Annotated in this window: 19 protein-coding genes, 1 tRNA gene and 3 pseudogenes; 13 read left to right on the top strand and 10 right to left on the bottom strand. The window is 36.7% G+C overall.

Going from position 1 to position 25915, the window contains the following annotated elements:
• The 4 genes and pseudogenes from F6K54_RS16455 to F6K54_RS16440 all read left to right on the top strand — a co-directional run.
• Positions 1-353, top strand: a pseudogene (locus F6K54_RS16455) (hypothetical protein); the annotation flags it as partial.
• A gap of 5 nt (positions 354-358) precedes the next feature.
• Positions 359-769 (top strand): transposase, encoded by a 411-nt coding sequence (locus F6K54_RS16450; RefSeq protein ID WP_293079288.1) that lies wholly within the window; start codon positions 359-361, stop codon positions 767-769.
• Positions 770-1016: 247 nt separating this feature from the next.
• Entirely contained in the window at positions 1017-1196 is a 180-nt protein-coding gene (locus F6K54_RS16445; protein ID WP_293079286.1) for a zinc ribbon domain-containing protein, read from the top strand.
• A 722-nt stretch (positions 1197-1918) separates the two neighbouring features.
• Complete coding sequence (locus tag F6K54_RS16440; RefSeq protein ID WP_293079284.1) at positions 1919-2440, top strand: hypothetical protein; 522 nt, start codon at positions 1919-1921, stop codon at positions 2438-2440.
• Positions 2441-4014: 1574 nt separating this feature from the next.
• Here the strand turns inward: F6K54_RS16440 and F6K54_RS16435 are convergent.
• Entirely contained in the window at positions 4015-4647 is a 633-nt protein-coding gene (locus tag F6K54_RS16435) for a hypothetical protein (RefSeq protein WP_293079282.1), read from the bottom strand.
• Positions 4648-5420: 773 nt separating this feature from the next.
• Here F6K54_RS16435 and F6K54_RS16430 point away from each other — a divergent pair.
• Together F6K54_RS16430 and F6K54_RS16425 are read left to right on the top strand one after the other, a co-directional pair.
• The gene (locus F6K54_RS16430) at positions 5421-6095 is read left to right on the top strand and encodes a hypothetical protein (RefSeq protein ID WP_293079280.1); all 675 of its coding nucleotides are present in this window, start codon (positions 5421-5423) and stop codon (positions 6093-6095) included.
• Positions 6096-6148: 53 nt separating this feature from the next.
• Positions 6149-6301 (top strand): hypothetical protein, encoded by a 153-nt coding sequence (locus F6K54_RS16425; protein ID WP_293079278.1) that lies wholly within the window; start codon positions 6149-6151, stop codon positions 6299-6301.
• 285 nt (positions 6302-6586) lie between these two features.
• Here the strand turns inward: F6K54_RS16425 and F6K54_RS16420 are convergent.
• Positions 6587-6659 (bottom strand) — tRNA-Ala (locus F6K54_RS16420).
• Between the two features lie 668 nt (positions 6660-7327).
• Here F6K54_RS16420 and F6K54_RS16415 point away from each other — a divergent pair.
• Positions 7328-7909, top strand: coding sequence for a glyoxalase-like domain protein (locus F6K54_RS16415; protein WP_293079277.1), 582 nt, complete (start codon positions 7328-7330; stop codon positions 7907-7909).
• Between the two features lie 330 nt (positions 7910-8239).
• On the opposite strand, the gene F6K54_RS16410 is transcribed toward F6K54_RS16415, so the two are convergent.
• From F6K54_RS16410 to F6K54_RS16395, 4 genes are all read right to left on the bottom strand, one after another.
• On the bottom strand, positions 8240-8788 hold the full coding sequence (locus F6K54_RS16410; RefSeq protein ID WP_293079275.1) for a YqeG family HAD IIIA-type phosphatase: 549 nt from the start codon (positions 8786-8788) through the stop codon (positions 8240-8242).
• A 267-nt stretch (positions 8789-9055) separates the two neighbouring features.
• A complete protein-coding gene (gene mltG, locus F6K54_RS16405; RefSeq protein ID WP_293079273.1) occupies positions 9056-10144 on the bottom strand; it encodes an endolytic transglycosylase MltG in 1089 nt (362 codons plus the stop codon).
• Between the two features lie 88 nt (positions 10145-10232).
• Positions 10233-11552, bottom strand: a complete 1320-nt coding sequence (locus F6K54_RS16400; RefSeq protein WP_293079271.1) for a transposase — start codon at positions 11550-11552, stop codon at positions 10233-10235.
• A 221-nt stretch (positions 11553-11773) separates the two neighbouring features.
• Entirely contained in the window at positions 11774-12346 is a 573-nt protein-coding gene (locus F6K54_RS16395) for a DUF3727 domain-containing protein (RefSeq protein ID WP_293079269.1), read from the bottom strand.
• Positions 12347-12726: 380 nt separating this feature from the next.
• Here F6K54_RS16395 and F6K54_RS16390 point away from each other — a divergent pair, with 380 nt between their 5' ends.
• Positions 12727-12849, top strand: a complete 123-nt coding sequence (locus tag F6K54_RS16390; protein ID WP_293079267.1) for a hypothetical protein — start codon at positions 12727-12729, stop codon at positions 12847-12849.
• Between the two features lie 107 nt (positions 12850-12956).
• On the opposite strand, the gene ruvX is transcribed toward F6K54_RS16390, so the two are convergent.
• The 3 genes from ruvX to F6K54_RS16375 all read right to left on the bottom strand — a co-directional run bounded on the left by ruvX (position 12957) and on the right by F6K54_RS16375 (position 16976).
• Positions 12957-13448 carry a Holliday junction resolvase RuvX gene (gene ruvX, locus F6K54_RS16385; RefSeq protein ID WP_293079265.1) on the bottom strand — a complete coding sequence of 164 codons (492 nt, stop codon included), beginning with the start codon at positions 13446-13448 and terminating at the stop codon, positions 12957-12959.
• Between the two features lie 553 nt (positions 13449-14001).
• The gene (locus F6K54_RS16380; RefSeq protein ID WP_293079263.1) at positions 14002-15285 is read right to left on the bottom strand and encodes a GNAT family N-acetyltransferase; all 1284 of its coding nucleotides are present in this window, start codon (positions 15283-15285) and stop codon (positions 14002-14004) included.
• A gap of 518 nt (positions 15286-15803) precedes the next feature.
• Positions 15804-16976: a F420-0:Gamma-glutamyl ligase gene (locus tag F6K54_RS16375; RefSeq protein WP_293079292.1), complete on the bottom strand. Its 1173-nt coding sequence runs from the start codon at positions 16974-16976 to the stop codon at positions 15804-15806.
• 286 nt (positions 16977-17262) lie between these two features.
• Between F6K54_RS16375 and F6K54_RS16370 the strand changes: the two genes are divergently transcribed.
• From F6K54_RS16370 to cruG, 5 genes and pseudogenes are all read left to right on the top strand, one after another.
• Entirely contained in the window at positions 17263-17694 is a 432-nt protein-coding gene (locus F6K54_RS16370; RefSeq protein WP_366558150.1) for a zinc ribbon domain-containing protein, read from the top strand.
• A 509-nt stretch (positions 17695-18203) separates the two neighbouring features.
• Positions 18204-18548, top strand: a pseudogene (locus tag F6K54_RS16365) (carotenoid biosynthesis protein); the annotation flags it as partial.
• Positions 18549-19142: 594 nt separating this feature from the next.
• Entirely contained in the window at positions 19143-21023 is a 1881-nt protein-coding gene (gene ltrA, locus F6K54_RS16360) for a group II intron reverse transcriptase/maturase (RefSeq protein WP_293079261.1), read from the top strand.
• A gap of 67 nt (positions 21024-21090) precedes the next feature.
• Positions 21091-21582: pseudogene (locus tag F6K54_RS16355) on the top strand (carotenoid biosynthesis protein); the annotation flags it as partial.
• Between the two features lie 231 nt (positions 21583-21813).
• A complete protein-coding gene (gene cruG, locus F6K54_RS16350; protein ID WP_293079259.1) occupies positions 21814-22986 on the top strand; it encodes a 2'-O-glycosyltransferase CruG in 1173 nt (390 codons plus the stop codon).
• Positions 22987-24108: 1122 nt separating this feature from the next.
• Here cruG and F6K54_RS16345 read toward each other — a convergent pair.
• A complete protein-coding gene (locus F6K54_RS16345; RefSeq protein ID WP_293079257.1) occupies positions 24109-25713 on the bottom strand; it encodes a hypothetical protein in 1605 nt (534 codons plus the stop codon).
• Positions 25714-25915 lie beyond the last annotated feature (202 nt).

Here is a 25915-nt window from a genome sequence, read left to right as displayed (position 1 = left end):
TCAACACTAGGACAAAAATACCGAGAGCGCAAAGCTATTTGGTTGTGTCCGTGTGGCGAGTGAATGATAGTCTAGCTTGCTGCCAAGAAAAGTATACTTTAGGAGAAAAGAAACCCATTAATTCTAAGCTACAAAAGCTTTTTATTACTCAAGCCAAAAAGACTGAATACAGAGAATGGTTATCAGAAGTTTCTGCTATACCATTGCAGCAATCTTTAAATGATTTAAACCAGGCGTATCAAAACTTTTTCAAATCTACAAAAGGTCAGAGAAAAGGTAGACCTATTAGACCTCCTAAATTTAAAAGTAAAAAGTCAAAGCAAACTGCTAGATTTACATGCATGAGGGTTTAAAGTTGGTGAACATAAAGTTTAGAAGCGCCAAGATTGGAAAGCTGAAAATTGTTTGGTCAAGGGAACTACCTAATGTTCCATCATCAGTAACAGTAATAAAAGATTGTAGGGGCGATTCGCGAATCGCCCCTACTAGATATTTCTTGAGTTTTGTAGTAGAAATACAACCAGAAATTTTGCATAAAAATGATAATTCAGTAGGTATAGATTTAGGTATTAAAACTTTTGCTACATTTAGCGATGGTACAAAGGTTGATGCTCCTAAGCCACTAAAGAAACGAATTAAGAAATTAAGAAAGTTAAGTAAGTCATTATCTCATAAAACTCAAGGGTCTAAAAGGTATGAAAAAGCCAGGGTTAGAGTAGCTAAATTCCATGCCAAACTGAAAGATACGCTTGACAGATTTTCTACATAAATTATCTACTGAAATAATTCGTGAAAACCAAACAGTTGTTTTAGAAGTATAACAACGTTTCTGGAATGGTGAAAAACCGTAAATTATCCAGAGCAATTTCAGATTTAGGTTGGAGAACCCATACGGACTTTTTTAGAAGGAAAAGCAGAAAAATATGGTCGCGATTTTAGAGTAATTAGTCGCCCTTGAACCAACATCTCAAACTTGCTCTAGTTGTGGATTCAAAGGTGGAAAGTTAGACCTTAAGGTGCGAGAGTGGGAGTGTCTAAACTGTGGCAGCAAACACGATAGAGATGAAAACGCAGCGATAAATATATTAGTCGCCGGAGGGCATGCCTCCTCCGGAGGAGCTACGCTAACGGAGACGAAAAACGGACGTGGAGGCAAGCGTAAGACTAGCGCATCTGGTAGCAGCAGTCAGTGTTAGCGGAGCTTTGCGAAGCGCAAAACGTCAACCCACCGAAGAGTTACGGTTCAGTAGGAATCTCCGCGCCTTCAGGCCGGAGAGGATGTCAATACTATTACTATATGTATGATTGATGTTAATTAGGGCTTGCTGATTAAATCGAAAAGCATTGACATATGAAGATAAATGCCTGTTTGGAGTCAAAAAAAGTGTGCCTGTTTTAGTCTAAAACGCTCAATAAAGTTAGTATTTTAGGCTCATAGTTGGGCAGAAAAATCAAGGGACAATTCTTACTCCTACCCCCTCTAAATTCCTATTTCTCCTATCTCCTGTCTCCTACCTCAACAAAAAGACTTTTTCAGCAAACCCTAATTAATTTGATAACCAGTCAAAGCAAAGGGTAATTTCAGTTATCAATTATCAGTGCCTCCGACTCAAGTCGAGGCTTGAAATACTGAATTGAATATTTTTTTCATCCTCTTAAAAGGGGAGATTTTAGACCTTATTTTTTGGTAAGGACATATCAAAAGCTGAAAATTCAAACAACATAATATTCTTCCTTCTTCCTTCTTCCTTCTTCCTTCTTCCTTCTGCTATAGCTGAAAATTCAAACAACGCAATATTCTTCCTTCTTTCTTCTGCTATAACTGAGAAAAAAAGTTAAGAATTATCACAGATTATAGATTGGTTTAGAAGTTCAAGTTTAAAATTGGGATACCATATAGTTTTTACTGGTAAATTCTATGTGTAATTCTCAAAATATCAATAAAGATTTGAGCGTAGAAGAAGTTTATACTTGCCCTGTCTGTTATCATGGCCAGATATCAGCAATGGTTTTAATGGATGCTTTTGCCTGTAATTTCTGTAACCATATTTTTACTGCAGATTTGGTAAAGCAATCATTGAAAATAGCGGATAGTTCTTCTAATTTAAGTTGGCGGTGGAATGGTAGAAATTGGAAAGTCGATCATCCTAATGCTGAATTGAGTTGGGTAATTAAATTATTAGCAGTTGCGTTTGTAATATTACCAACAACATTAATAGGATTAACGGCTTACTTTTACCCCCCAATACCTGGTACTCCTTTGTGTTGGTTACCGAGAGTTTGGACTGGTTTAACTTTTCTATTTCATTTGCTAATTATTGTTAATATTTTCATTGATTATTATCAGTTTCCAGTCAGGTTATATTTAAAGGCAGTAGGACGGTATTTATGGTTGAGGGTTTCACCACAAAATTCTTCTACTTCAACAATTAATAATTAGGGTTTGCTGAAAAAGTCTGATGGTGATGATAGGCAACAGCTCCGAAAGGCAATAGTTTAGACTATCTGCTACGGCCAAATTTTCTGATAGTCAGGGGAAAAATATTAGCATTTTTAGACTAAATTGAGCAAAAACCTTGTACTTTTTCAGGATAAAAAACCATGAAAGCTTTTACAGGTATTGATTAAAATTTTATTCAGTAAGCCCTAATTAATTAGGGTTTGCGCTCAAAAGTATTTTTGTTGAGGTAGGGAGTAGTTAAATAATTAATAATGAATAATTAATAGACTTGTCGCTTTATAACTTAAAAAATTCCCAAAAACCTTGTTCTATAAGGATTGTAGTTATTGGCAACTAAAATGCCTTGGAATGATGGCTCTGTCTAGGTTGGAGCGATTTTTTTCCCTCTATTTAGCGACAACTCTAATAATTAGAGGGTATCTTTCATTAATTGATAATTGATAATTGATAATGGATAATTGATAATTACCTCTGGTTAAAACCGTTACGGAATTGAATATAAGGAAATATTATTTCTTTTTTCCCCTTAAAAGGGGAGGCTTTAAACCAGAATCATTTAATTATTAATTATTAATAATTAATAATTCGGTAAATAAAATATTAAATCCTGGTGTAGGGTTGGGTTTGCCAGATTACATAGTTAAAGTTAATAGTTAGCTTTGTGATTCGCTGTAATCCAGTAAAACGTAAACTTTTGAGCATCTCTTAAGATTTATTTTACAGATACTTTCTCAGGAGTTATATCATGTCCGGATAATCAGTGATGAAAAAACTTATCATGAGTGCTTAAACAGTAAATCTTTCTATTTTCCCTACTCCCCTACTCCCCTACTCCCCTACTCCCCTACTCCCCTACTACCTTAATAATAAGTATTCAACCGGACATGATATTAGGGGAGTTATAGAGTAGGTAGTCGTTCATAATGGTTTGTTGATTTGTCTGCCATAATCATCCCAAAATACTAGCTTTTTGCAGCTCTTTCCACCGAAAACAGGCGCACTTTTTTAGACCAAAAAATGCTAAAACCAATATCAGTAAATGCGCGCAATATTTAATCAGCAAGCCCTAATTATTAATTATTAATTATTACCTCTTCTTGTAAATTAAGAGGATGGGCTAAATTTTTTTTTCTTTTTTCTCTATGATATAGAGAGACTTTATACCTTAATTTTAATTTTTCGGTAAATTCCAAGACTATCAATTCTCAAATCAGACAAAAAAATTAACGATAAAGATATCAAAGATATAGAATTTCCAGATGAGTATGTGAAACTGGATTATCATTTTTTACCATACTAAAAAATCTGTAAAATCCTGCTCTTTTCCCTGTTCCCTAAAGTCTTGAATTATCTTTTTATACAATTGTAAAAAAAGAATGTGTTTGAATAATAAATGCGATTATAAAGAAAAGCGCAGAACATATCTCTTTGACAAAGCGGTTAGACTTCACGTCGCCTCACGGCACATCTGCTAGCACACCAAGAGAAAAAGAAAATTTCCTACCTAAAAACTGGTATTGAAGACATTCATTCTGACTCCTGAATTCTGACTTCTAGCTAAAGATAGCATTGATAAAAACATCAGTTAAATTCATATTTTCCAAGTCTTCAATAGTCACAGTATTACAAATATCAAACCTAGCTCCTATTGTTTGTAATCCATTATCTAATAATTGAAAAAACTGCGTTACTTCAGGCTTATTTCCTACCTGAATAAGTGAAATACCCAATTCTTCATCTTGTTGTAAATTATTAGCAGCAAAAATTATAATATCCTTAACTCGCTCAGGATCTTCTATCTCTCCTGCTGTAACAACCAATATAGTTTCCCCATTTGGCTTTGCTATATTTAAAGCACGTCGTTCAAAATAATTATCAATAGCATCCTTCAGAGCATCTGCTAAATTAGTTTTACCCGAAGGTTGATTTTCCAGAAAGATATGAACTAAGTCAGCAGATGTAACCTGATCATATCGTTTAAAATAGTCCGAAAATAAGTAAACTGTTAGTCCATCTAAATCTAGCTTCTCACATTCAGTTGCTAATTTTATTACCGACTCTTGCATTAACTCCCAAGGACTTTTGCCTATGGCAGAGTCAGGTAGATACATATCTTTGCTTTTATCGATGATTAAGGTGTAATCACGCTGTTGTATAGCAGCACCACCTTCAAGTAACGAGTCCATAATATTTGTCTCCATTATCTTCTCTTGCTAAATTGTTAATAGCACCAAAATTGGTTTGTGCTTACTTAATTTTCTACTGCCAAGGAAAATATTTTTATCCATCCGTAGAAACTTCTAAGTTATGATGAGAGGATAATTAGAATTTTAATTTGTCAGTAAAAATTTAGAATTTCAATAGCTAAACATTGTATTATCGTATCATCTTGTTGGTAGTTGCATATATTCTCAATGCAGAAAATTTAAATAGAAGCAAGCTTTCATTGACATAAGCTCTTAAAAAAAGTCTTTTATCCGGAATAACACTCAATTAAATTGAAATAAAGTAATAGTTGCTTTTAGAGCTTTTATGACTAATTCTTACGGAACTAACTGACTTTTTTATAAGTCTATTTTAATTAAATACTGTAAATTTGTATGCTCTGTTACTAATCAGATCAAATAGTACAAACTAAATTAATTTTAGTTATTAGAGATTAATTAGGTATAGATAAATTAAGTTTAACTAATACTAAATTTTACAATTCTGCTGTTATGTGTAGCCAAGTAGCAGAATAAAATTAAAACTTACGTTATTAAATGACCACACAAAATTAATCACACATTTTTTCAGATTAATTACCTGATATTGTAAGCATTCTATAGAATCAGAGTAGATCAAGAATTTTGTTTAGGTACTTATCTAATCCTGTAGTTGATAGTCATAGTTCTAAAATGACTGTTTTTTTTAACTCATAATAACAAGTAAATCTAGTAATAATAAATGCACACTAACCATGAAATTAAACTCTAAAAATCATAAACCAAATCCAAATGAGCGAATTGATAAGAAATCACCTCATCCTTTTTTACTGGCATTAATTTTGACTGGAATACTAGCTGCTGAAGCATATCCCAATTTGACTGAAACAGCAATTGCTGCTGTCAAAGTACTTCAATCTCAACAATTAGAAACAAACACCAAAATTAATTCTACAGCTAATAAATTTGCTAACCTTATCAAGTCTGCAACAGAGATGAAAATCGACGATCAGACAGAAATATCTCAACCCTTTCTTCTAAAAAATAAATCTATCAATCAGATACTCGCTGTGAGCGAACCTTCCATTAATCAAAATTTTGATGGGATAAAAAAAATCGGTAAACCTACTCTAGAACAAGTGGAAAAATTGGCCGATAATGACGAAAGAATACCTAATGATATAGTTGATGTTGTTCGTGAAGATTTAAGTAATCAAACGGGTATTTTGCCTGAAAATATCAAGGTTACTCAAGTCAGTCAAGAAACTTGGCCTAATACTTGTTTAGGACTTGCAAATAGTAATGAACTTTGTGGACAAAGATTAGTAGAAGGTTGGTATATTATCTTGTCTGATGGTAATTATACCTGGGCTTATCGTACAGATGATAAAGGTAAATCGATCAGAGTAGAAGCAAAAAATAAAATATAGTTCTCATCAGTTATCTATATAATTACCAAAGACTTTAAATGGAAATGTCATAAATGAATTGTGTTGCACCACATTTTGCTACATCAAATAAAATATCTGAGCATTGCGGAGCAATAGTTAAGTATGGTATTATAAAATCTATCAACAATTACAGCAGTTTTCAAATAGATAGATTATATTGGCAAAAACATACTCCTACTCCCTAACTCAAAATAATTTTGTAGTCTGCTTAAATGAATTGCGCTGTAAGTTAACTTTAGTAGAATAGACATCTCCAAATAATAAAAAATAAAATCAATTATTGCACAGAAATTATCAATTATTTCCCCCTACTCCCTACTCCCTACTCCCTACTCCTTACTCCCTACTCCCTCTTTTCTGGAGATGTCTAATAAGAAAAATGTTCAAACTAGGAAGGAATAATCATCAGTTATTGAGAAATACTCTCTAATCTTGAAGAGATAGTGATAGAGAAAAATTGAATATTAACATGGAGCTAAGCGGACTCGAACCGCTGGCCCCCTCAATGCCATTGAGGTGCTCTACCAACTGAGCTATAACCCCTAATCAGAAGTATCTTAGCCTATTCTAAACTAACTGCTTCTTTTTTGATTAGTATCCTAAGCATAGTTCATAAAAATATAGTCAAATATGACATATCCTTATTTTGCAGGTGTTATTCTGACTGGGTGAACTACAACACCCTCTATCCCATAGTCAAAGACATTTGGGACTACTTTTTTCATTATGTTTAGAGAACCGTTGATGCCAATTTCATTATACTATTAAACCTTTGGCCTTGGAGTTATTAAATTTTGTCAAATATAAAGGCGCTCTTTTGTATAAATCAACGAAGATATTTGACGTTACTTGACTATATATGACTATATTTATGTATAACTTTTATTATACCAGAACTTCTAGATTTTACAGATGCTTTATCAAAAATACTTATTTTTAATTTGCTTATACATAGGAATATTTTATCCCACATTCCGCATGTCAAGAGCGTAACATTAAAAGTAGTATATGAACCCGTAGTTTGGTAGGTATTTATACTATGCAAATCATCTTAATTACTTTTTTCGTTCATCAAATTCCGAGTAAAAAATTTACGTATATTAGTATTATCCCACATTTTTGGGATACTTGGGAATAAATTCCCACAACTTGTTTTCATCCAAGGGCTAAAGCCACTTGGCTTTCAACTGCACGTTTTTTTTGTAAATATTATGGCTTTTCTACTCCCCCAGTTAGCTTTAGGCACTTTTTTACCAGAGTTACCACTTGATAGTCTATTTTCTACCCAAGGAATAATGGTAATGCTACTAGCAGCTTATGCTGTAGCTATGTGGATGTTTCTTACTAGCGCCCCGAAAGTTTACACAATCATGGTTTCAGACTTAGCCATTGCTCAACAGTTTTATGAAGGAATGCTGGATTTACCAGTAGCAGAAGTACCCTTACATTACTACTATAATTATGAACAAACATTAGGTGCCACAGGTATAGACCCACTTTATCTATCAAATGATTATTCCAGACCAAGTACTACTAATCAAGGAACAGCAGTTTCAGATGGTTTATGGTATCAATTGATCAAAAATACTCAAGTACATATTATTAGTGGAGCAAGTCTTGGTACAAGAAATAACCAACGTCATGTCTGCTTTGATAAAGATTGTTTAGAACAAATATTAATGCGGGTACAAATGCGAGGTATTAAATACAAAATTAGAAGGGAGAGACCCCTGAATTTATTAGTTAAAGACTGGAATGGCCGAGTAATAGAAATAGCTGAAGTTAAAAACTAAAAATATAGCCGTTAATAACGGCTTTAAACAATAAATAAGTTCTACCTCAAATAATATTATAATATTAATAATCTTAAAATTATCTTGACTACTCCCCGCAGCTGTTGCCTAGGGGAGTAGTCAAAAATTATCACCCTTAACCTATCCATATTAATCATCTTTTCTTTTGCTGGTTTAATTCCCCACTATCTATACGGTGCTAAAAATTGTTTGGGGTTATAACACCCGAAGTGACGTGTCGAAGACTATCTAATAAGAATTTTCCCTTCTGCCTTCTGCCTTCTGCCTTCTGCCTTCTTCCTTCTTCCTTCTGCCTTCTTCACTGAACAATTATTTCTTATTTCCAGGCATTAAACGGTAGGTATCCATACTTAAAGATGCTCCTAGAAGTTGAGAAAACCAAATTTCAAAAGAGCGAACTCCGTAATTAGGAAATGCTGAATCTATATTAGATATAGGTTCAACAAGAATAGTAAACATCCCTAAACGATTTCCCGCTAAAACATCAGTAAATAAGCGATCGCCTACCATTGCAACTTGTTCTACTGGTAAATTCATCGCATCAACAGCTTTTCTTAACTTACGACGAGAAGGTTTACCTGCTCCAGCAATATAAGGTATATTTAGAGACTCAGCGATGTTGCTTATTCTATATTGGCTCAGATTATTACTTACTAACCATAGACTTGTGATTGTTCTAATTTCTTCTACCCATACACTTAATTCAGGAGAAGTGTTGCTGTCACTAATTGGCACAAGAGTATCATCTACATCTAAAACTAAACCTTTAATTTGATGTTTTTGGATAATTCCCGATGTTAGACTTAAAATTGAGTTCCCTAAAACTAAATCTGGCTGTAAAAGTTTACCCAAAGACATAAAATTAATATTTATTATAATAACAATAATTTTTAAATGAATAAGTTAAAAGTCAAAAGTAAAATACTAGCGCAGTATCAATAAAATACATCAAAGTTATTTATTAATAAACTGCTAACTTTGACTTTCTTACTAAATCAAAAAAAATCAAAAAAACTACTAATGCAGGATGGCGGAAATAACTGGTTACAAAATCCTAAAACAATTACAAATCAAAAATGATTGACTTTTAAATTTTGACTTTTAACTTCCGCGTAGCGACACTAGCTACTGAGATGATAACATTCTTTCTACCTCTGCAATAGCAGCCTCATGTTCTGCAGCAGTACGACTGAAAATATGAGTACCATCATACCTGGCCATAAAATATAAATATTCGGTATCATCTGGATTAAGAGTTGCTTCTAAACTTGCTAAACCAGGACTAGCAATTGCGGTTGGAGGTAAGCCAATATTCAGATAAGTATTATAAGGAGAAGGAGTTTCAACCTGACGATAAGTAAGAGGTTTCTCTTTTGTTTGACGAATACCAAGGCCATATTCCACTGTTGGATCTGCCGCTAACCTCATACCTTTCTTCAAACGATTATTAAATACACCAGAAATTACACCTCGCTCCTCAGCAACTACAGATTCCTTTTCTACAATACTTGCCAATGTCACCCACTCATGGAGATTCAAATTTTCGGCATTACTCTGATTTTTCTGATATACAGGCAATGCTATTTTTTCAAACTGCCCTAACATTTGATTAACAATACCTTCGGCAGTGTTTTGTTCCGCTTCTATCTTATAAGTATCTGGGAATAAATAACCCTCTAAGTGAGGAATATTACTTGGTAACCAGGGAAATTTATCATAAGGAATATTTCTAGTAGCAGCAATAAAATCAGCAGCAGGAAAAAATCCTTGAGCTTCAAAATATTCAGCCATTTGTTGAATTGACCATCCTTCACGAATAGTGTAACCAACTTTAACTACATCTCCGTCTAGAATTTTATCTGCGATCGCGCTGAGAGGTTCTGTAGGCGATAAATTATAAGTTCCTGCTTGAAACTCTAAATCAGAATTTTGCATTCCCAACCATTTTACCCAGAAATTCCAAGCTGTTGCAGAACGAATAATACCAGCAGCTTCCAAATCTTCACCTATTTGTTGACCATAAGTTCCAACTGGAATTTTAATTGTTATAGCATTTTCTTCCGCAGACTGAGTAGATGATGTGTTTGTCACTAGAGGGCCACTAACCCAACTCCACCAGGCCCATCCCTGCCAAGCAAAAATACCACAGCTTACAGGCAGGATGGCCAAATAGAATAGGGCACGATTGGAAATTAGTTTAATACTATTTTTCATTATGATTAGTTAATACTTTATCCTCAAGGTTCTCTTAGCTGAGTTTGTAGGGAAGTTGACACTCCATGGACTAAAGTCGTGTGGATTCTTAAGCCGAATAAATTTGACGTGAGGAAAGTCCGTCAAATTTTACCCTTAATGGCATAGCCAAAGATGCCTCTAATCTGTCCGGGGTAAACCCATTCAGGTTACTTTTTATTCCAATATTTGCAGCACCATTACTGTCTGCATTTATTAATTTATTTTGCTTAGTTCTATACAAACCACCCTTGACTCTTTGGCCACTAAAGCTGTAGGTGGTGGGGCGATCGGTATTGTAAACAGGTATCTGATCGCCGTCTAAAAAACTAGCCTTAGAGGTATAAGATTCTTCCTGTTCTATATAGGTTAATCCATATCTATCACATATAGTTTTTAGCTTCAACCTCAAACTATGGTGTGGTATTTGTACAAAGTTTTGGTTAGTTTTTTTACCTAAATTGATATTTTTTTTCATCCCTGGATTAACACCGACAACAATAGTAGATATTTTGTTTTCTCTACACCAGTTGATTAAATATCTAGCTGCTTTATTTAAGTAATCCCTAACTTTATTGTTTCGATTTACCGTAATACTAACTTGCTTTTTAGTTAAATCTTTGATGCCTTGTTTATCTTTTATAGACTGCAATCTAGAATTTTCTTTGTTGTACCACTGGTTGATTGATTTGAGTTTTCTACCGTCCAAAATAAACGATGACCCAGTATTTGATACACAAGTTGCTAGATTGTCTAACCCCAGGTCTATTGCTAAAGCATTGTCAGATTTTATTGTTGGTTGTGGTTGTTCTTCAGCGATAAATTCTACCTCAAAAAACCTCGCATCATACCTAGGAATTATCCGAACTTCCTTCAAGTTTTTACCTACTAATCTTTCAGGAAAGGGAATTTTAACTGCACCATACTCAGCCTTGAATTTCCTAGACATGGGAATATTAAAGTATCCATTTCTCACCTTAATTCGAGGTATTATTAAAGGAAAATACCCTTCTTTGTTGAGGTATCTGGGTAATCGTATTTGTTCAAAACGATAATTACCATTGTTAGCTTTTTGAATTAAGTTGAAAAATGACTTAAAAGACCTATCTACAACTTTTAAAGTTTGCTGTGCAATATCAGTTTGAAGTAGTTGGTAGTTTGCCTCTTGCAGAGGAGCTTTCCTGCGGAATGCTACGCAAACGCTTTCGTTATCCTTGCAGTAATGGTAATTTGACTCGTATCTGAGATATCCGCCCTCAGCAAAATAAAACTGTCGCACAGAATAAAGCCCTACGTTGTACATATTCTTGGACAATCTGCACAATTGCTTTAAGGCTCTAAACTCCTGGCTAGACAGGTTTCTAATTTTGTTTTTTTGGGTTAGATACATAATCAATTTTCGCACCTAATAGTGCATTTTATAGCGAAAACTCCTAGAGATGTCAACATGACTATGCTTTATTGCCCATCGCGTCGTTTCCATCCACCGCTTAAAAGACGGTGTTCCCACTTACCGAAATTTTACGATGATTATTTAGATTATTTTAGAGCATAATTGTAGGTCTAAATCGTTGACTAGATCGCCCTGATTTCCTTAAAATTCTAAATAGTCTATTCCATATCATTGAAAAGTTGATCTTCTAGCATTGATTGAACCATTGGCTGAATTTGCTGAAACTCTTCTTCTGAAAGCAATTCTAGTTTTCCATTATCACTTTTACGAGCTGGAATTAAAAATGGGTCTAATGGTGTATATATTGCGTATTTCTGGTCTTTATATAAAAAAGTGGCCAACTCTTCATAATATTCACCTTCTTCATCATTTTCATCTACTTCATCTAGTTCATTTTCATCCCATTCTGGTAACTCCCCAGTAACAGTTAAGGTTATAGCTGTTCTTTGAAGTGTAAGGTTTTGTTCTTCAAGTACAACTTTGGCAGTATCAAAAATTCGATCTATTTCCATTTCATCACCTACAGGAATACTTGCTTGGTCTACATCTCCTTGTGCCCAAGTAAATATTTCTATAGGTAAGTCTATTGGTAGTAACATTACATACTCTTGGTTATCTAACTCCAGAGAATACTCTACAGTACAACATAGCGATCGCTCTGCCTCATCAGTTAAAGTGACATAAGTTTCTGGAAATTGTCCATTTTCTTGTGATTCTGGGGATGAAAACATTTTGGGTATTTGGATGATTTTTTCACCGGAAAGTTAAATAAATATTTTATCATATTATTTAGTTGTAGGGAGATATGCCTCATCCGGAGAAGCTTCAGATTCTTGAGTGGCAGATTAGGATAATTGGTAGGTAATTTGAATGCAACCTCCCTACTAGAAGTAGTAAACATAAGAATAATACACATCTAATAGCTAATAATTGCTTTTCAAATTATTTAATCCTACTAATTACTTAATCATTTAAGTCCTGCATAAGTATAGAATTATTTTTGAGAAATAGTATTATATAATATCAGGCTGAATAGTTACCGAATAATTAACTAATTAATAATTAAATAATTCTGGTTTAAAGCCTCCCCTTTTAAGGCAGGGGCAATTTATTGTCACGCTTAGAAAAATTGATGGGGGGATGGGGAGATGGGGAGATGGGGAGATGGGGAGATGGGGAGATTTGCACAATTTTTTGTATTTCTGATGAATATTCTCTGACGACAAAGAATTAGCCCTGCCCTTTTAAGGGGAAAAAAAAGAAATAATATTTCCTTATATTCAATCAAGAGCGGTTTTAACCAGAGGTAATTATCAATTATCAATTATCAATTATCCATTATCAATTATCCATTAATGAAGATTTTTCTATATCGATTGAATTATTTACCTGTGAACTAATATTGTTTTTTCGACGTTCATCCAGCCATTGCTGTAAAATCAAAGCAGCTGCTTTTCTATCAATTAAATGTTTATTCTGAGAAGGAGAAATATTAGCAGCTTTCAACATCTCCTCAGCTTGAACTGAAGTCAAACGTTCATCAACATATTCTATAGGTAGTTCTAGAGCCTGTGACAATCTTTGAGCATATTTTTGTACTTGTTTAGCTTGAAAACCTATAGAACCATTCATAGAGTATGGTAAACCTACGATTAAAACTTGTACTTGACGTTCTTGTATAATAATTTTTAACTTAGCTATATCTTCTTCAAAAGAGGTACGTTTAATAGTGGTAATACCAGTAGCAATTAAACCAGTACCATCACATCCTGCCACCCCCATACGTTTTCTCCCTACATCTAAACCCAGTGCAGAAATTCGAGATTGAGACATTGAACATTTAACTCCTTAATCTACATAAATTATACTTTTTAGATTTACGAAAAATCTCTCACTCCTTTTGTTGTTCAATTGGATATATTCAAAAATTAATAATTAATAATTACCTATTCTCTTCTAAAAAAAAAGGATAATATTTACCATTTATAGCACTATGCAAATATGGCGCAGACATTCCTATATTCTCAGTTCCGGTTTTCCTTATTTTCTGACAACTAAAATTTATTGTCAAACGCCAAAATAAGTAGTGCTATACCACTAAACAATCAAAAAAAAGTAGGTTTGAGTATAATTCATGGAGGATTTCAGCTTCTGTTTTTGCCGAATAATTAAGGTTTAAAGCTTCTCCTTTAAGAGAGAAAAAAGAGGTCGTTAGTGCAGCTTCCCGTAGGGTGGAATGGTGTTAGCGGAACGGGTCTGCAAGAACAGTTCTCCTCGCCATATTCAATGTCAATCCCTTGAATTTTTTTCCCTACTCCCTACTCCCTAAAGCTCAAAGCTGACTGCGAACTAGCTGAATACTTACGACACAAGTAATTCCTCATTTCTAGATTTTTCCATTATCATCCTCATCCCCACTTTGTGAATTTGAAGATGACGACTCTGATGCAGAATTTACCTGTTCGCTTGTAGCTTCCCAATAATAATTATTATTAGTCTTAAACTGAGAATTACTACCCTTACCATGTCTATTTTGCATAATTTTTAACAAAGAACTACGACTAGGAACTGGTTTACGAACTGGTTGCAGACCTTGAAGAACTTCCGAAAACTGGAGGTCAGAAATAACAGACTTAGACTCTCGGAGTTTATGCCAAACAGAACGAGACATCAACAAAGAATGTTCAATTTGTTGAGCTTTGATATTTTCTAAATATGCTTCACGTTCAGGTTGATAATCAACAGAAGCAAGTTGTAGAGATTGAAGAGGAAAATCTTGAGCCAGTGTTGCCATTTGGGATAGTAACTCTGGATACAACCAAGTATAAGCTGGATGTACAGTTAATTGAGCTATGTGTGGTTGTGTACCATCACGACATAATTGTACTTGAAAGTAACCGATCGCTGCCTTACGTTGGGGTTCAAATACATACCCACTAACCAATTCAGTATGATTTAGCCATTGTCTTACTCCCTCCATCAAACTACTAACAAAGCTAGTTTGAAAATCTGGGATATGACGGTCAAATACTTGCCGTACCAGAGGAGGCATAGATACTGTGTCCAATTGATAGAGCAACTGAGCATCAGCATTACTAATAGGTAGTAAGTTTGGTAAATTTGACTGAGAAAGGGCTAACTCTTGTAATTGTTGGGGAGTAATTGTCCAATAAGTAATTTGGGCTAATGGCTGAAAACCATTTTGGCGATAAAGGGCCATAGTCTCTTTATCATTAACATTAACTTCCAATAACCATGTCCGTGCTTCCCAAATTTTCTCAAAGCAGTATCGTAATAGTTGAGAACCTATACCTCTGTTTGTCCCTGTTTCTTCAGTAACTATCCTTTCTACCCGCCAACTGCTGCGAGTGCGGTTGCTAGGAAAAACTTGGACTGCCCCTTTAATTTGTCCATCTACTTCTGCAACATAGGAAGTTAGTAAATATTTGCAGGGATTAGGGAAAAGACTCAAGAATTTTATGGGCCAGTACCAACGACTAATTTGTGGTAATTGGCTGAGGCTAATAGGAGAGAGGTTAAAGGTAACATCTCGATGGTTATGTTGTACTTCTGGAGTTTCCCTACATAGGTTCTTGATAGCTTCTAGGTCGCGGTACTCTAGAGGACGGATGACCACCTGACTCTTGTTTTGGCGGGTTAAAGGTTTCATTATTTTTTCTTCTAGATTTTTAGGTGCTTATATGAAATAAAGTTTTGATTTTTGTGGAGCTGGAAATTTTGCAAAATCAGTTTTTAGTCATCCAGATAAATGACTAAAATGGACCTAAATTTATAGTTTTTTTCAGATTAGTTATATAAGCATTATTAATACTTTATATCTTGTCATTAGTCATCTCCAGAAAAGAGGCAACAGGCAACAGGCAACAGGCAACAGGCAACCCACCCCTAACCCCTCCCAGGAGGGGAATAATTGATAATTTATGGATAAGAATTGATTTTATTTTTGATTATTGGAGATGTCTATTAGTCATCTTCACTTTTTTTGCTTTCATTTCCATCAACTTCTTGTTTTATCTTTTCTTTTGCGGGTTTAATCCCACCGTCACTTGTGGTGCTTAAAATTGCTTGGGGTTATAAGACACAGAATGGCGTGTAGAAGACTATCCATAAGTAATTTTCCCCTCTGCCTTCTGCCTTCTGCCTCCTGCCTCCTGCCTTCTGCCTTCCTCAAGATGATGATGGCCTGATTAAAACTACTGGGGTTTGTTCATCCGCATTTCCTGCTGGATTACTTCTTAAAGCTTCCTCTAGTAAATAAGTAGATGCATTAGAGGTTGCTGCTAATATTTTAACTGCTTTCAAATCGTTAACGTCTACTATTGCTGCACCCAGGCCTGTTGCTGCTTGGATTTGTTCTACTAATTGTTGAGGATTTTCTGGGCCTAAAACTATAAATTGGTCATAAGGAGGTAAAGTTCCGGTAACATCATCTATTAGTCTGGCTTGTTCTCCTGCAAGTTGGTAGAACATACCAGGTTTCCCTAATAATTTGGCTATGGCACCTCCGGAAAAGGCCATAAATACTTTGATTGGTCCAACAATATCTACGAGAGTTTGCATCCCACAGGCTGTTGCCAGACTTGAAGTGGGCAGAAAGAAGTAACAGATACGTTTGGCTACCCATCCAGGTTTAACGTCAGTAGGGTGACGAAAACGACCTTGCATTAGGGCCAGGGGTGTTTCACCAATAGTCACTATGTCCCCTGGTTGAGCATGAGGAACTACATAACGTTTGACAATTTCTATGGGATCGTCTAACTCTGTTAATAAATGAGTGCGAATGGGAAATACTGCTGCATTTTGTGCTTTTCGCTGATTTGGAGTAGCTTTAGGGTCAGGAAATTTGAGAGGCACTACAATATGGCGAGTTTTGGGAATGCGACCTTGAGGCCCATAGGTAATATAATTGACTTTAATCCAAGCTGACTTGAGTTGGTCTAAATTTTCCCCATTAATATCAATTGATATCTTCAGTTTTGTCTTTTTTCCTACTTTAACGATATAAGCAAACCAATAGTTATCGGGTCTAGCTGGGGCATCTTCATGGAAAGGAATAATTTGAGTTTGATAATTTACTTTTTCTAAACTTGCACCAGATAGCAGTTTTACTTCTGCTTGTATTTCTGGCACCATAATTTCTAAGCTTTTGGTACGGTTGCATAATTCTATTTCACCCACTAATAGGTAATTTTCTGGTTCTGCAACTGCTAAATGCCATTCTCCAGAGGTTAGCTCTAAAGCATTTCCTGGACGACTACGATATTGTAATTCTAGTGCTAAATAGCCTAAACCTAGAAGTATAGTTAAGACTATAATTCCTGTTGTGAAAATTTCTATAATCACTTAATCTCCGGTTAATATTTATTTGAACCAAGCTGATACCGTTTAATGAAAGTCAAAAGTCAAAAGTCAAAAGTCAAAAATAAGATTTTACAGGCTCAAAACTTTGACACTACAGTAATTTAACTGAAATTATTTCACATCTAAGATTTGAAACTATTTGTGACCAAAAAATGAAGTCCAAAGCCTCCCCTTTTCAGGGGATGAAAAAATTTCAATTCAGTATTTTCAAGCCTCTTGCTTTAGTGGTCGGTACTGATAACTGAAATGACATCTCTAAAGTGAATTGGTATTGCTTAATATAATTTCCTCAATCTTATTTGAAAATTCAGCTTATTTTAGAGGAGACTTTTTGCAGAAGCTTATTGGGGGACAATTCCTGTCTATTCTTGCTGTCAAAGCCGTTAGCGCAGCTCCTCCGGAGGAGGCAAATGCTGGACAGAACACTATAGCTGTGAATCCTCAAAATACCAGTCAATATTGCTCGAATTGCGGTGAAAAAGTCCCGAAAGAATTATCTCAAAGAACTAATTCTTGCCCAGATTGCGGTATCGTAATAGAGTGCGACTTGTTTGCGTTTGCGCAGCATCCCGTAGGGAAGCATAACCTAGGAAATGCGGCAATAAATATAAAAAATAGGGAGGCGGGGCATCCCGTCCTTAAAGCACGCGCTTGTCCGATGCAGTGGCAGGACTGCGAAACGAGAAGCCCACACTAAGCTGACGCTATAGTGTGGGAGTATGTCACAAACAGGGAATAGTTTAAACCCACATTCCGCACCACAAAATGTAGTATAGAATCAGGAGTCAGGAGAACCGAGTCAGGAGTCAAAATTTACGAGAAAATTGACTTGCGCGTAGCGTTATACTGCGGTATTTCCACCGCATTGCACTATCTTGATTCAGACGACTATGGTCGCCACAAATATTGACATATATCATAAAGCATGATAAAGAAGCGTACCTTCCATTTCTGAGAATTTATTAAAATAAATTTTAAAAACACAAAGTAAAACAAAAGATATAAGTGATTCTCGTTCTTTTTCTTGTAAAGATTTGTAAACTAATAGGTAGTGTTTTGCAGGATTGGTTTCTAGAAAAAATTAGTCCCACTCAGAAAAAATACTTCTAACTCTCTGTTGCTGATACACAGAATAGATTTGGAGTATTTTCGCAAGAACACAAAACTAGAAAATTACTGATTTTTGAACTCAGAAATAGGACTTCTATGAAGCAACTTATGATTGCCGAACGCTATCTATTACTTGTACATATCTTGTCAACAGTTTTTGGACTAGCAGGTCTGTTAATAGTTCTACCTAATCCTGAAATTATTATCAGCTTGCCTCCGGTAGGACAAACTGCCTTCCAATGGAGTATGGCAGGTGGAGGAGCAACTTATATTATCTTTGGAGCATTAGCAGTTGCCTTGTATAGCATGAGGAATTTGGGAATAGGTACAACTCTGGCTTTTATGCTGCCTTCTGTGTTTCTATCTTTGAGTAGCGAACTATTGGGCACTAGCACGGGTTTTCCTTTTGGAGATTATGCTTACCTTAGTGGATTAGGATACGTGCGACTCGTTGGCCACTAAACCAGGAAACTGGGTATAAATGGCCGTTCCAAGTCAATACATGAGGACAACCTCGACTTGTGAATAACTCTTATTACCTTGGTGGTGAAATTCCATCCGCCTTGTTGTTGGGTTGACAGCATAGGCCACATTGGTGAGACTGAACATCAAACTGGTGAAGCTGGTCTAAAAGCGGGACAATACCAGTTACCGAGGAACGATACCGCAAGCAAAGATTGACAAGTGGACGAACAGAAAGGTAATCAAACTCCCGTCAAGCCAAACCATCCCCAAGGTAGCTATGGGATGTAGGACGAAAGTCAGAGGGTCATTGGATAATCTTATGTATCCGGGATTATCAACAACCATACTGAACCCTCCGGGAGATTTTACCCCACTAAATCAGCCGTAATAAAGGAATAAGGGAACGAGAAAACCTCTTTAAGACACCTAAGAATATAGGTCGATAACTTAGGAAGCCATTCAAGGTCAATCTACGCATTTGGACGTAGGTCTTAGAGAGAGTAGGATTGGGTAAAAAGCAGTAATGCAGACGTACCCACTGTTAGACGTAATGTAAGGCAATGAATAGTAATGAATAAAGCTCAGACACTGAAAAGAAGATTAGGAAACCCTAAGCCATTTTTAAGCGTAGCAAGGGATATAGGCGACATACCTTCACAAATTTCAATCAATCCGGTTCTAAAATGGAAGGATATCAATTGGAAGAAGGTAGAGAAATCTGTATTCAAATTACAAAAATTGATTTACAGAGCATCCAGCCGTGGCGAACTCCGCAAGATGCACAGATACCAAAAACTTCTTTTAAAAAGTTATTACGCTAGGTTGCTAGCTGTTAGGCGCGTGACACAGGATAACCAGGGAAAGAAAACTTCCGGGGTAGATGGAATCAAAAACCTGACACCCATACAAAGATTCAACTTGGTGAACCTACTCTCATCACGCCACCTCAAGGCAAGCCCGACCCGCAGAGTCTATATACCAAAACCTGGGAAAGATGAAAAACGCCCGTTAGGCATACCTACTATGTATGATAGAGCGTTACAAGCCTTGGTTAAGTTAGGTATGGAACCAGAGTGGGAGGCACGTTTTGAACCTAATAGCTATGGTCTTTTCCGGTGGTCAACACATGATGCTATTGATGCAATCTATCTCAGTGTCCACATGAAACCTAAATATGTATTAGATGCTGATATATCCAAATGTTTTGACCGAATTAACCATGATGCGCTACTAGGAAAGATAGGTCAATCTCCCTACAGACAATTAATTAAACAATGGTTAAAGTCCGGGGTGTTTGATAATAATCAATTCTTAGAATCTGTGGAAGGTACACCACAGGGAGGGGTAATAAGTCCCCTGCTAGCAAACATTGCCCTGCACGGTATGGAAGAAAGACTAAAAGAATTTGCCAAAACCATAGACTTTAGAAATGCAAAAGGTCGTCAAAAAGGCTGGCAAGATAAAGTAAAAAGTCTCAATCTAATACGCTATGCCGATGACTTTGTAATCTTACATGAAGACATCAAAGTAGTTTTAGAAGCAAAAACCGTTATACAGGAATGGTTAAACCAGGTAGGATTAGAACTAAAGCCAGAAAAAACCAGAATTGCCCACACTTTGGAAGAATATGAAGGGAATAAACCCGGATTTGACTTCTTAGGTTTCACTATCAGGCAATGGAAAGTAAATACAGCCAAACAAGGATTTAAGACGCTGATTAAACCGTCCTCTAAGAGTATAAAAACTCATTATCGAAAATTGGCAGAAATACTTAATTCTAATAAAACTGCCTCTGTAAAAGCTTTAATAACCAAATTAAACCCGATAATAAGAGGATGGGCTAACTACTTTTCAACCGTAGTTAGCAAAGAGATATTCAGTAAAACAGACCATCTCCTATGGAAGAGATTATGGAGATGGGCAAGTAGAAGGCATCCAAATAAGTCCGTTACTTGGGTTAAGAAAAAGTATTTCCCCAAAGTTAGTAAAACCAGAAACTGGGAGTTTAACGACGGCGACTATATACTAAACCGACACTCAGATGTGCCTATTGTACGACACATCAAAGTGAGAGGTGATAAATCACCCTTTGACGGTGACTGGACTTATTGGGGTAGCAGAATTGGCAAACATCCAGACGTAAGGAAGGAAGTAACAACGCTACTTAAGCGACAAAAAGGTAAATGTGCATCTTGTGGATTACACTTTAGACCAACTGACCTTATGGAAATTGACCATATAAAACCTAGGTCTAAAGGTGGTGACAACACATATAAGAACAAACAATTGTTGCACCGACATTGCCACGATACTAAAACTGCCTTAGATAACAAACATATCCATGCACCAAAGTTACAGGCTTTACCTGAAGGTTATATGTGGGTAGACGATATGTTGATATTAAGGCAGGGATGTACCCATGAAAAGGGACGTTTAAGAGAGGAGCCGTGATGAGGTGAAAGTCTCACGTCCGGTTCTGAAGACGAGTCGGTTTGGTAACAAACTGGCTTAGTTTAACAAAATCGCAGGTTTAGTACCTTTTACTATTCCCTTATCTTGGTTTTATATGGGGTTAGTTTCTTATTTACTAGCTCGTTGTGGTTTACAGGTTAAGAGTTCTAGCTCTTGGTTGCGTCATTTAGGAGCGATCGCTACAGGAGCAATGCTTTTAACAGCTTGGGACCTAGTCCTTGACCCAGCCATGAGTCAGGCACCATTTCCGTTTTGGACATTTCAAGAGGAAGGCTCTTTCTTTGGTATGCCTTACCGCAACTTAGTAGGATGGGTAGGTACAGGTGCAATATATATGTCTGTAGCTGCTTGGTTTTGGCGCAAGAAAACAATTTCATTGTCCCGTCAAGAGTTAAATCTGCCACTCATTACCTATTTAGTTAACTTTGCTTTTGGAGCAACAATTACTGTAGTTGCACTAGATAGCAGATTCTTATTACCCACTTGTTTGAGTGTAGTCCTAGGGGTAATTCCAGCGATCGCCCTGTGGTGGATATCTCCAGCTAATCAATTGAATGAGATGGATATGTCCCTCGACAATGCTATGAGTGATGATGAGGTAAAAGTACCTGCGACACAGGTAAATATGGCTGTAAAATAACTCCAAAGTTATATCAGTTTTAGATTTGAGAGAGAACACCAGGGGCAAGGGTATTTGAAAAAATAAATTCTTGGCTTTGTTTGAGAGATAATATAAAGTCTAAAATAATGCCCAATAGAATACCAAATCATGCCTGAAGCCTTTTTTTTTGTTATTTTACTGTTGCAACTACCAGCAACAGCTATCTTACTATCGCGCCTCATCAAAGGTCCTACTCGTCAACCACCATTAAAACCTGACTCACCCACACCAGAATTAGTAGGTAAAGTAACTGTTGTCATACCGACTCTCAATGAGGCAACTCGCATTACTCCCTGTTTGCTTGGGTTGACTCGGCAGAGTTATGAAGTGCGGGAATTTATTGTCGTTGATAGTAATTCGGTAGATGATACTCAATATATAGTCAAGATTAAGGCAGAAACAGACCCAAGATTTCGCTTAATTACGGATGACCCTTTGCCCTCTGGATGGGTAGGTCGTCCGTGGGCTTTGCATACAGGCTTTTTGAAAAGCTCTCCAGAGAGTGAATGGTTTCTGGGGGTTGATGCAGATATTCAACCAAACCCTGGGTTGGTAGCTAGTTTGGTCAAAAAGGCAGAGGCTGAAAACTATGACCTAATTTCCCTGTCGCCACAGTTTATTCTGAAATATCCAGGAGAGCTGTGGCTACAACCTGCTTTACTCATCACGTTAGTCTATAGATTTGGACCTACGGGCACGGGGGCACAAACGCCGGAACGAGTTATGGCTAATGGTCAGTGTTTTCTGTGTCGGCGCTCGGTGTTGTCAGAAGTGGGAGGTTATAGCAGTGCTAAGGGTTCTTTTTGTGATGATGTAACTCTGGCTAGAAATATTGCTGCCCAAGGTTTTAAGGTGGGGTTTTTGGATGGGGCGGAGGTTTTGCAGGTCAGGATGTATGAGGGTATGGCAGAAACTTGGCAAGAGTGGGGGCGATCGCTTGACCTTAAGGATGCTTCCCCTACTGCTCAAGTTTGGAGTGACCTTTGGTTATTGTCCGCTACGCAGGGTTTGCCTTTATTGATAGTTTTGAGTTATTTATTGTTGAGTTTGCCTGTTGATGTTTCTTTGTCTTCCAGGTTTTTGTTATTTGGATTAAATTTATTTTTACTATTAATTAGATTTGCTTTGTTATTAGCGATCGCTCCTGCTTATGATTTGAGTAAAGCTAAATTTGGTTGGTTATTTTGGTTATCTCCTTTAGCAGATCCTTTGGCAGTTTTGCGGATATTTTTATCTGCTATGAAAACTCCTACAAAATGGAGAGGTAGAGTTTATGGGTAATAATTAATAATTAATAATTAATAATTAATAATTAGGGTTTGCTGAAAAAGTTTTATCAAAATAATATGGGTCTAATATCATGTTCGGATAATCAGTTATAAATAAAATTTCAGAACTGACAGTACCGAATAAATACTTAAATTATCTTGAAATACTTAAATTATCTTGATTTTTCTCCTTTCTTCCCCTCCTGGGAGGGGCGAGGGGTGGGTTGACTCCTGACTTCCCCTCCCCTCCTGGGAGGGGCTAGGGGTGGGTTGGGAGGGGTTAGGGGTGGGTTGACTCCTGACTCCTCGCTAAGTTATTTATAAGTATTCAACCGAACATGATATAATACCATTTTGAAAAAAGAATGTTACGAATAATAAGCATGAGAAAAAGACAAATGCAGGAGGTCTCCCTCTGACAAAAAAATAGAATTTATTAGCTCAAAACTGCTATTGAAACTATTCATTCTGACTCCTGACTCCTGACTCCTGACTCCTAAGAAATAGCCTAACTATTTGTAGCAAACATTTATCAAATTGGTATAAAACCCCGCCTTTTAAGGCGCAATATTTTTGGAGAGTTGCTCAAATCCCCTACTTCCCCTCCTGGGAGCAGGGCTGTTTCAAAGTATTGTAGATTAACGATTTAAGGAGAACGGAAGATGAGGGGATAGTGGAACAGTGAAATTTGCCAAAATTTGCCGATTTTTCAGCAAAGTACGCGTCTTTAGGCTCTAAGAGAATATTTGGTTCAACGTCGCTTAAAAGCCTTCATCCCCGTGTCTGGTGTGTCTGGTGTGTCCCCGTGTCTATCGAGAATGAAACAGCCCTGCCTCCTGGGAGGGGGAGGGGCGAGGGGTGGGTTAACTTCTGAGTTCTGATATCATGTCCGGCAGCATCGGAGCGTGTATAAAATTAAGTTGACAATAGAAGAAAACCTTCTGCCTCCTGCCTCCAGCTCCCGCTGCCTTCCTTCCACCAAAGTCTAATTATTCAACCGAACATGATATGAGTTCTGAGTTCTGACTTCGTGAAGGGTAAGGGTAGGGGACAGCTATACTGGAGACAACCCACCCCTAACCCCGCCGTGGAGGGTAGAGCAGCGTCAGGAGAATGTCAATTCTGGAGCGTTGTACTACCTCTGACCTCTAAATAAAACTCTACCTGGCAATACTTCCCCTTGAATTTCTGCATAAACTCGCAAACAAGCTAAAACTTCCCCTGGAGTCCCCCCACTATCAACTTCTAAATCATACTTGGAACGACTTCTTATATCAGCATAAGACCCCCATAAAGGACGAATTTTGACTTGATTACCAGCTTTTCGAGCAGGCTCTTTTAGTGTATCCCGGCATTCCTTTTGCAATTTGCCCCACCAAGAGTCACGAGGGACTGGTGGTATATACACTAAAGAATGTATTGCTTCATCCAGGTCTATTCTAGCTTGCAGAATTTTCAAGATATCGCCACTCTCTTCTGTTGTTACTGCCCACTGGAAACGGTCAATCAAAGCATTAATATACTTAGATTTTTGCTCTGAGTCTAAACTCAAACGCCTCACACCAAAGCGATCGACTGTCTTGAAAGCATGATGTATTTGGGGGTCGAGTTCAATAAATTTAAGATATAAAGAAATAACTTTTGCCAGGAACAACAGTTCCTCTGGTAAATTTGTCTGCGTCAGTCGTGGGTCTAATTTTTCCTGAGTTGATAAGCATAAACCTTTAGCTTCTAATTTTCCTGTGAGACCGGGATACACTATTTCATCTTTGGTAAAAGGTACCAGGGTGAGCGATCGCTCATCTTTCTCACCTCCTACCTCCAAAGCTAATTTCAGAGCTATCTTTCGCCACCTATTTGCCTCTGGTTCTGGAAGTCGTAGTAGCAGACATTGTACTTCCTGCCACAAATCAGAATCATTATTGCTATTTAACTCAACTGAACCGACATACTCTGATAATTTGTTTTCAGCAAGCAAAAGTTCCTGGAGGCGAATTAGTTTTAGTTCATTCCCAGAAGGTGATGGTATGGGTTCAAAGAAATGGTCTTCTAGCGAGGAATTAGTTTCTGGAATTTTCTCCTCATTTTTTGGTATTGCTTCTAATGAAGGTTCCAAAAATGAATCAAATTTATTCTCAGACTGAGATGATATTGGTTCAAACGCATCGTCGAACGAAGAATCTTTTTCTAGTGAAGAATTAGTTTCTGGAATTTTCTCCTCATTTTTTGGTATTGCTTCTAATGAAGGTTTCAAAAGTGAATCCATTTCATTCTCAGACAGGGATGATATTGGTTCAAACGGATCGTCTTCTGGTAAAGGGTTAGTTTCTGGAATTTTATCCTCATTTGTTGGTGTTGGTTCTAATGAAAGTTCCAAAAGTGAGTCAAGTTCCTCTAGTAATGCTTGACATTCTTGAACTCCGGGGTCTGTTGTGTATTTAGCGATCGCTTCTTTTAGTTGAGTTTCCATTCCGAGCAAATTTGAACGCAGTACGAATGCTAAATCTGAATCTTTTTGATTTAAGAAATTGCTAAAGTGTTCTTTATTTAAGAAATTACTAAAGTGTGCCATAAAAATATTTTCCGTTCTACTAAACTTACCCAAACTTACAGCAGTTTTCAGGTCAATGAACCACATTAAAAAAAGGTACATCGATCTGCTGATATGCTTAAAAATAGACGTTGCATACAAAGTTCCTACTACTTCCTCTTTTCTGGAGATATCTAATCTAATAGACATCTGGTAAAAATCAAAAATAAAATCAATTATTACCCAGAAATTATCAATTATTCCCCTCCCCTCCTGGGAGGGGCGAGGGGTGGGTTGGGAGGGGGAGGGGCGAGGGGTGGGTTCCCTGTTTCCTCTTTTCTAGAGATGTCTAATAGTTATCAGCAGTTGTGTTTTCAGATACAACGGGTTCCACCTTAGTGAGGTACACTCC

It is taken from the genome of Okeania sp. SIO3B5 (assembly GCF_010692555.1).
GTDB lineage: Bacteria > Cyanobacteriota > Cyanobacteriia > Cyanobacteriales > Microcoleaceae > Okeania.
Note: the sequence above shows the minus strand (reverse complement) of the source record. Positions and strands in the feature narration are given on the sequence as shown.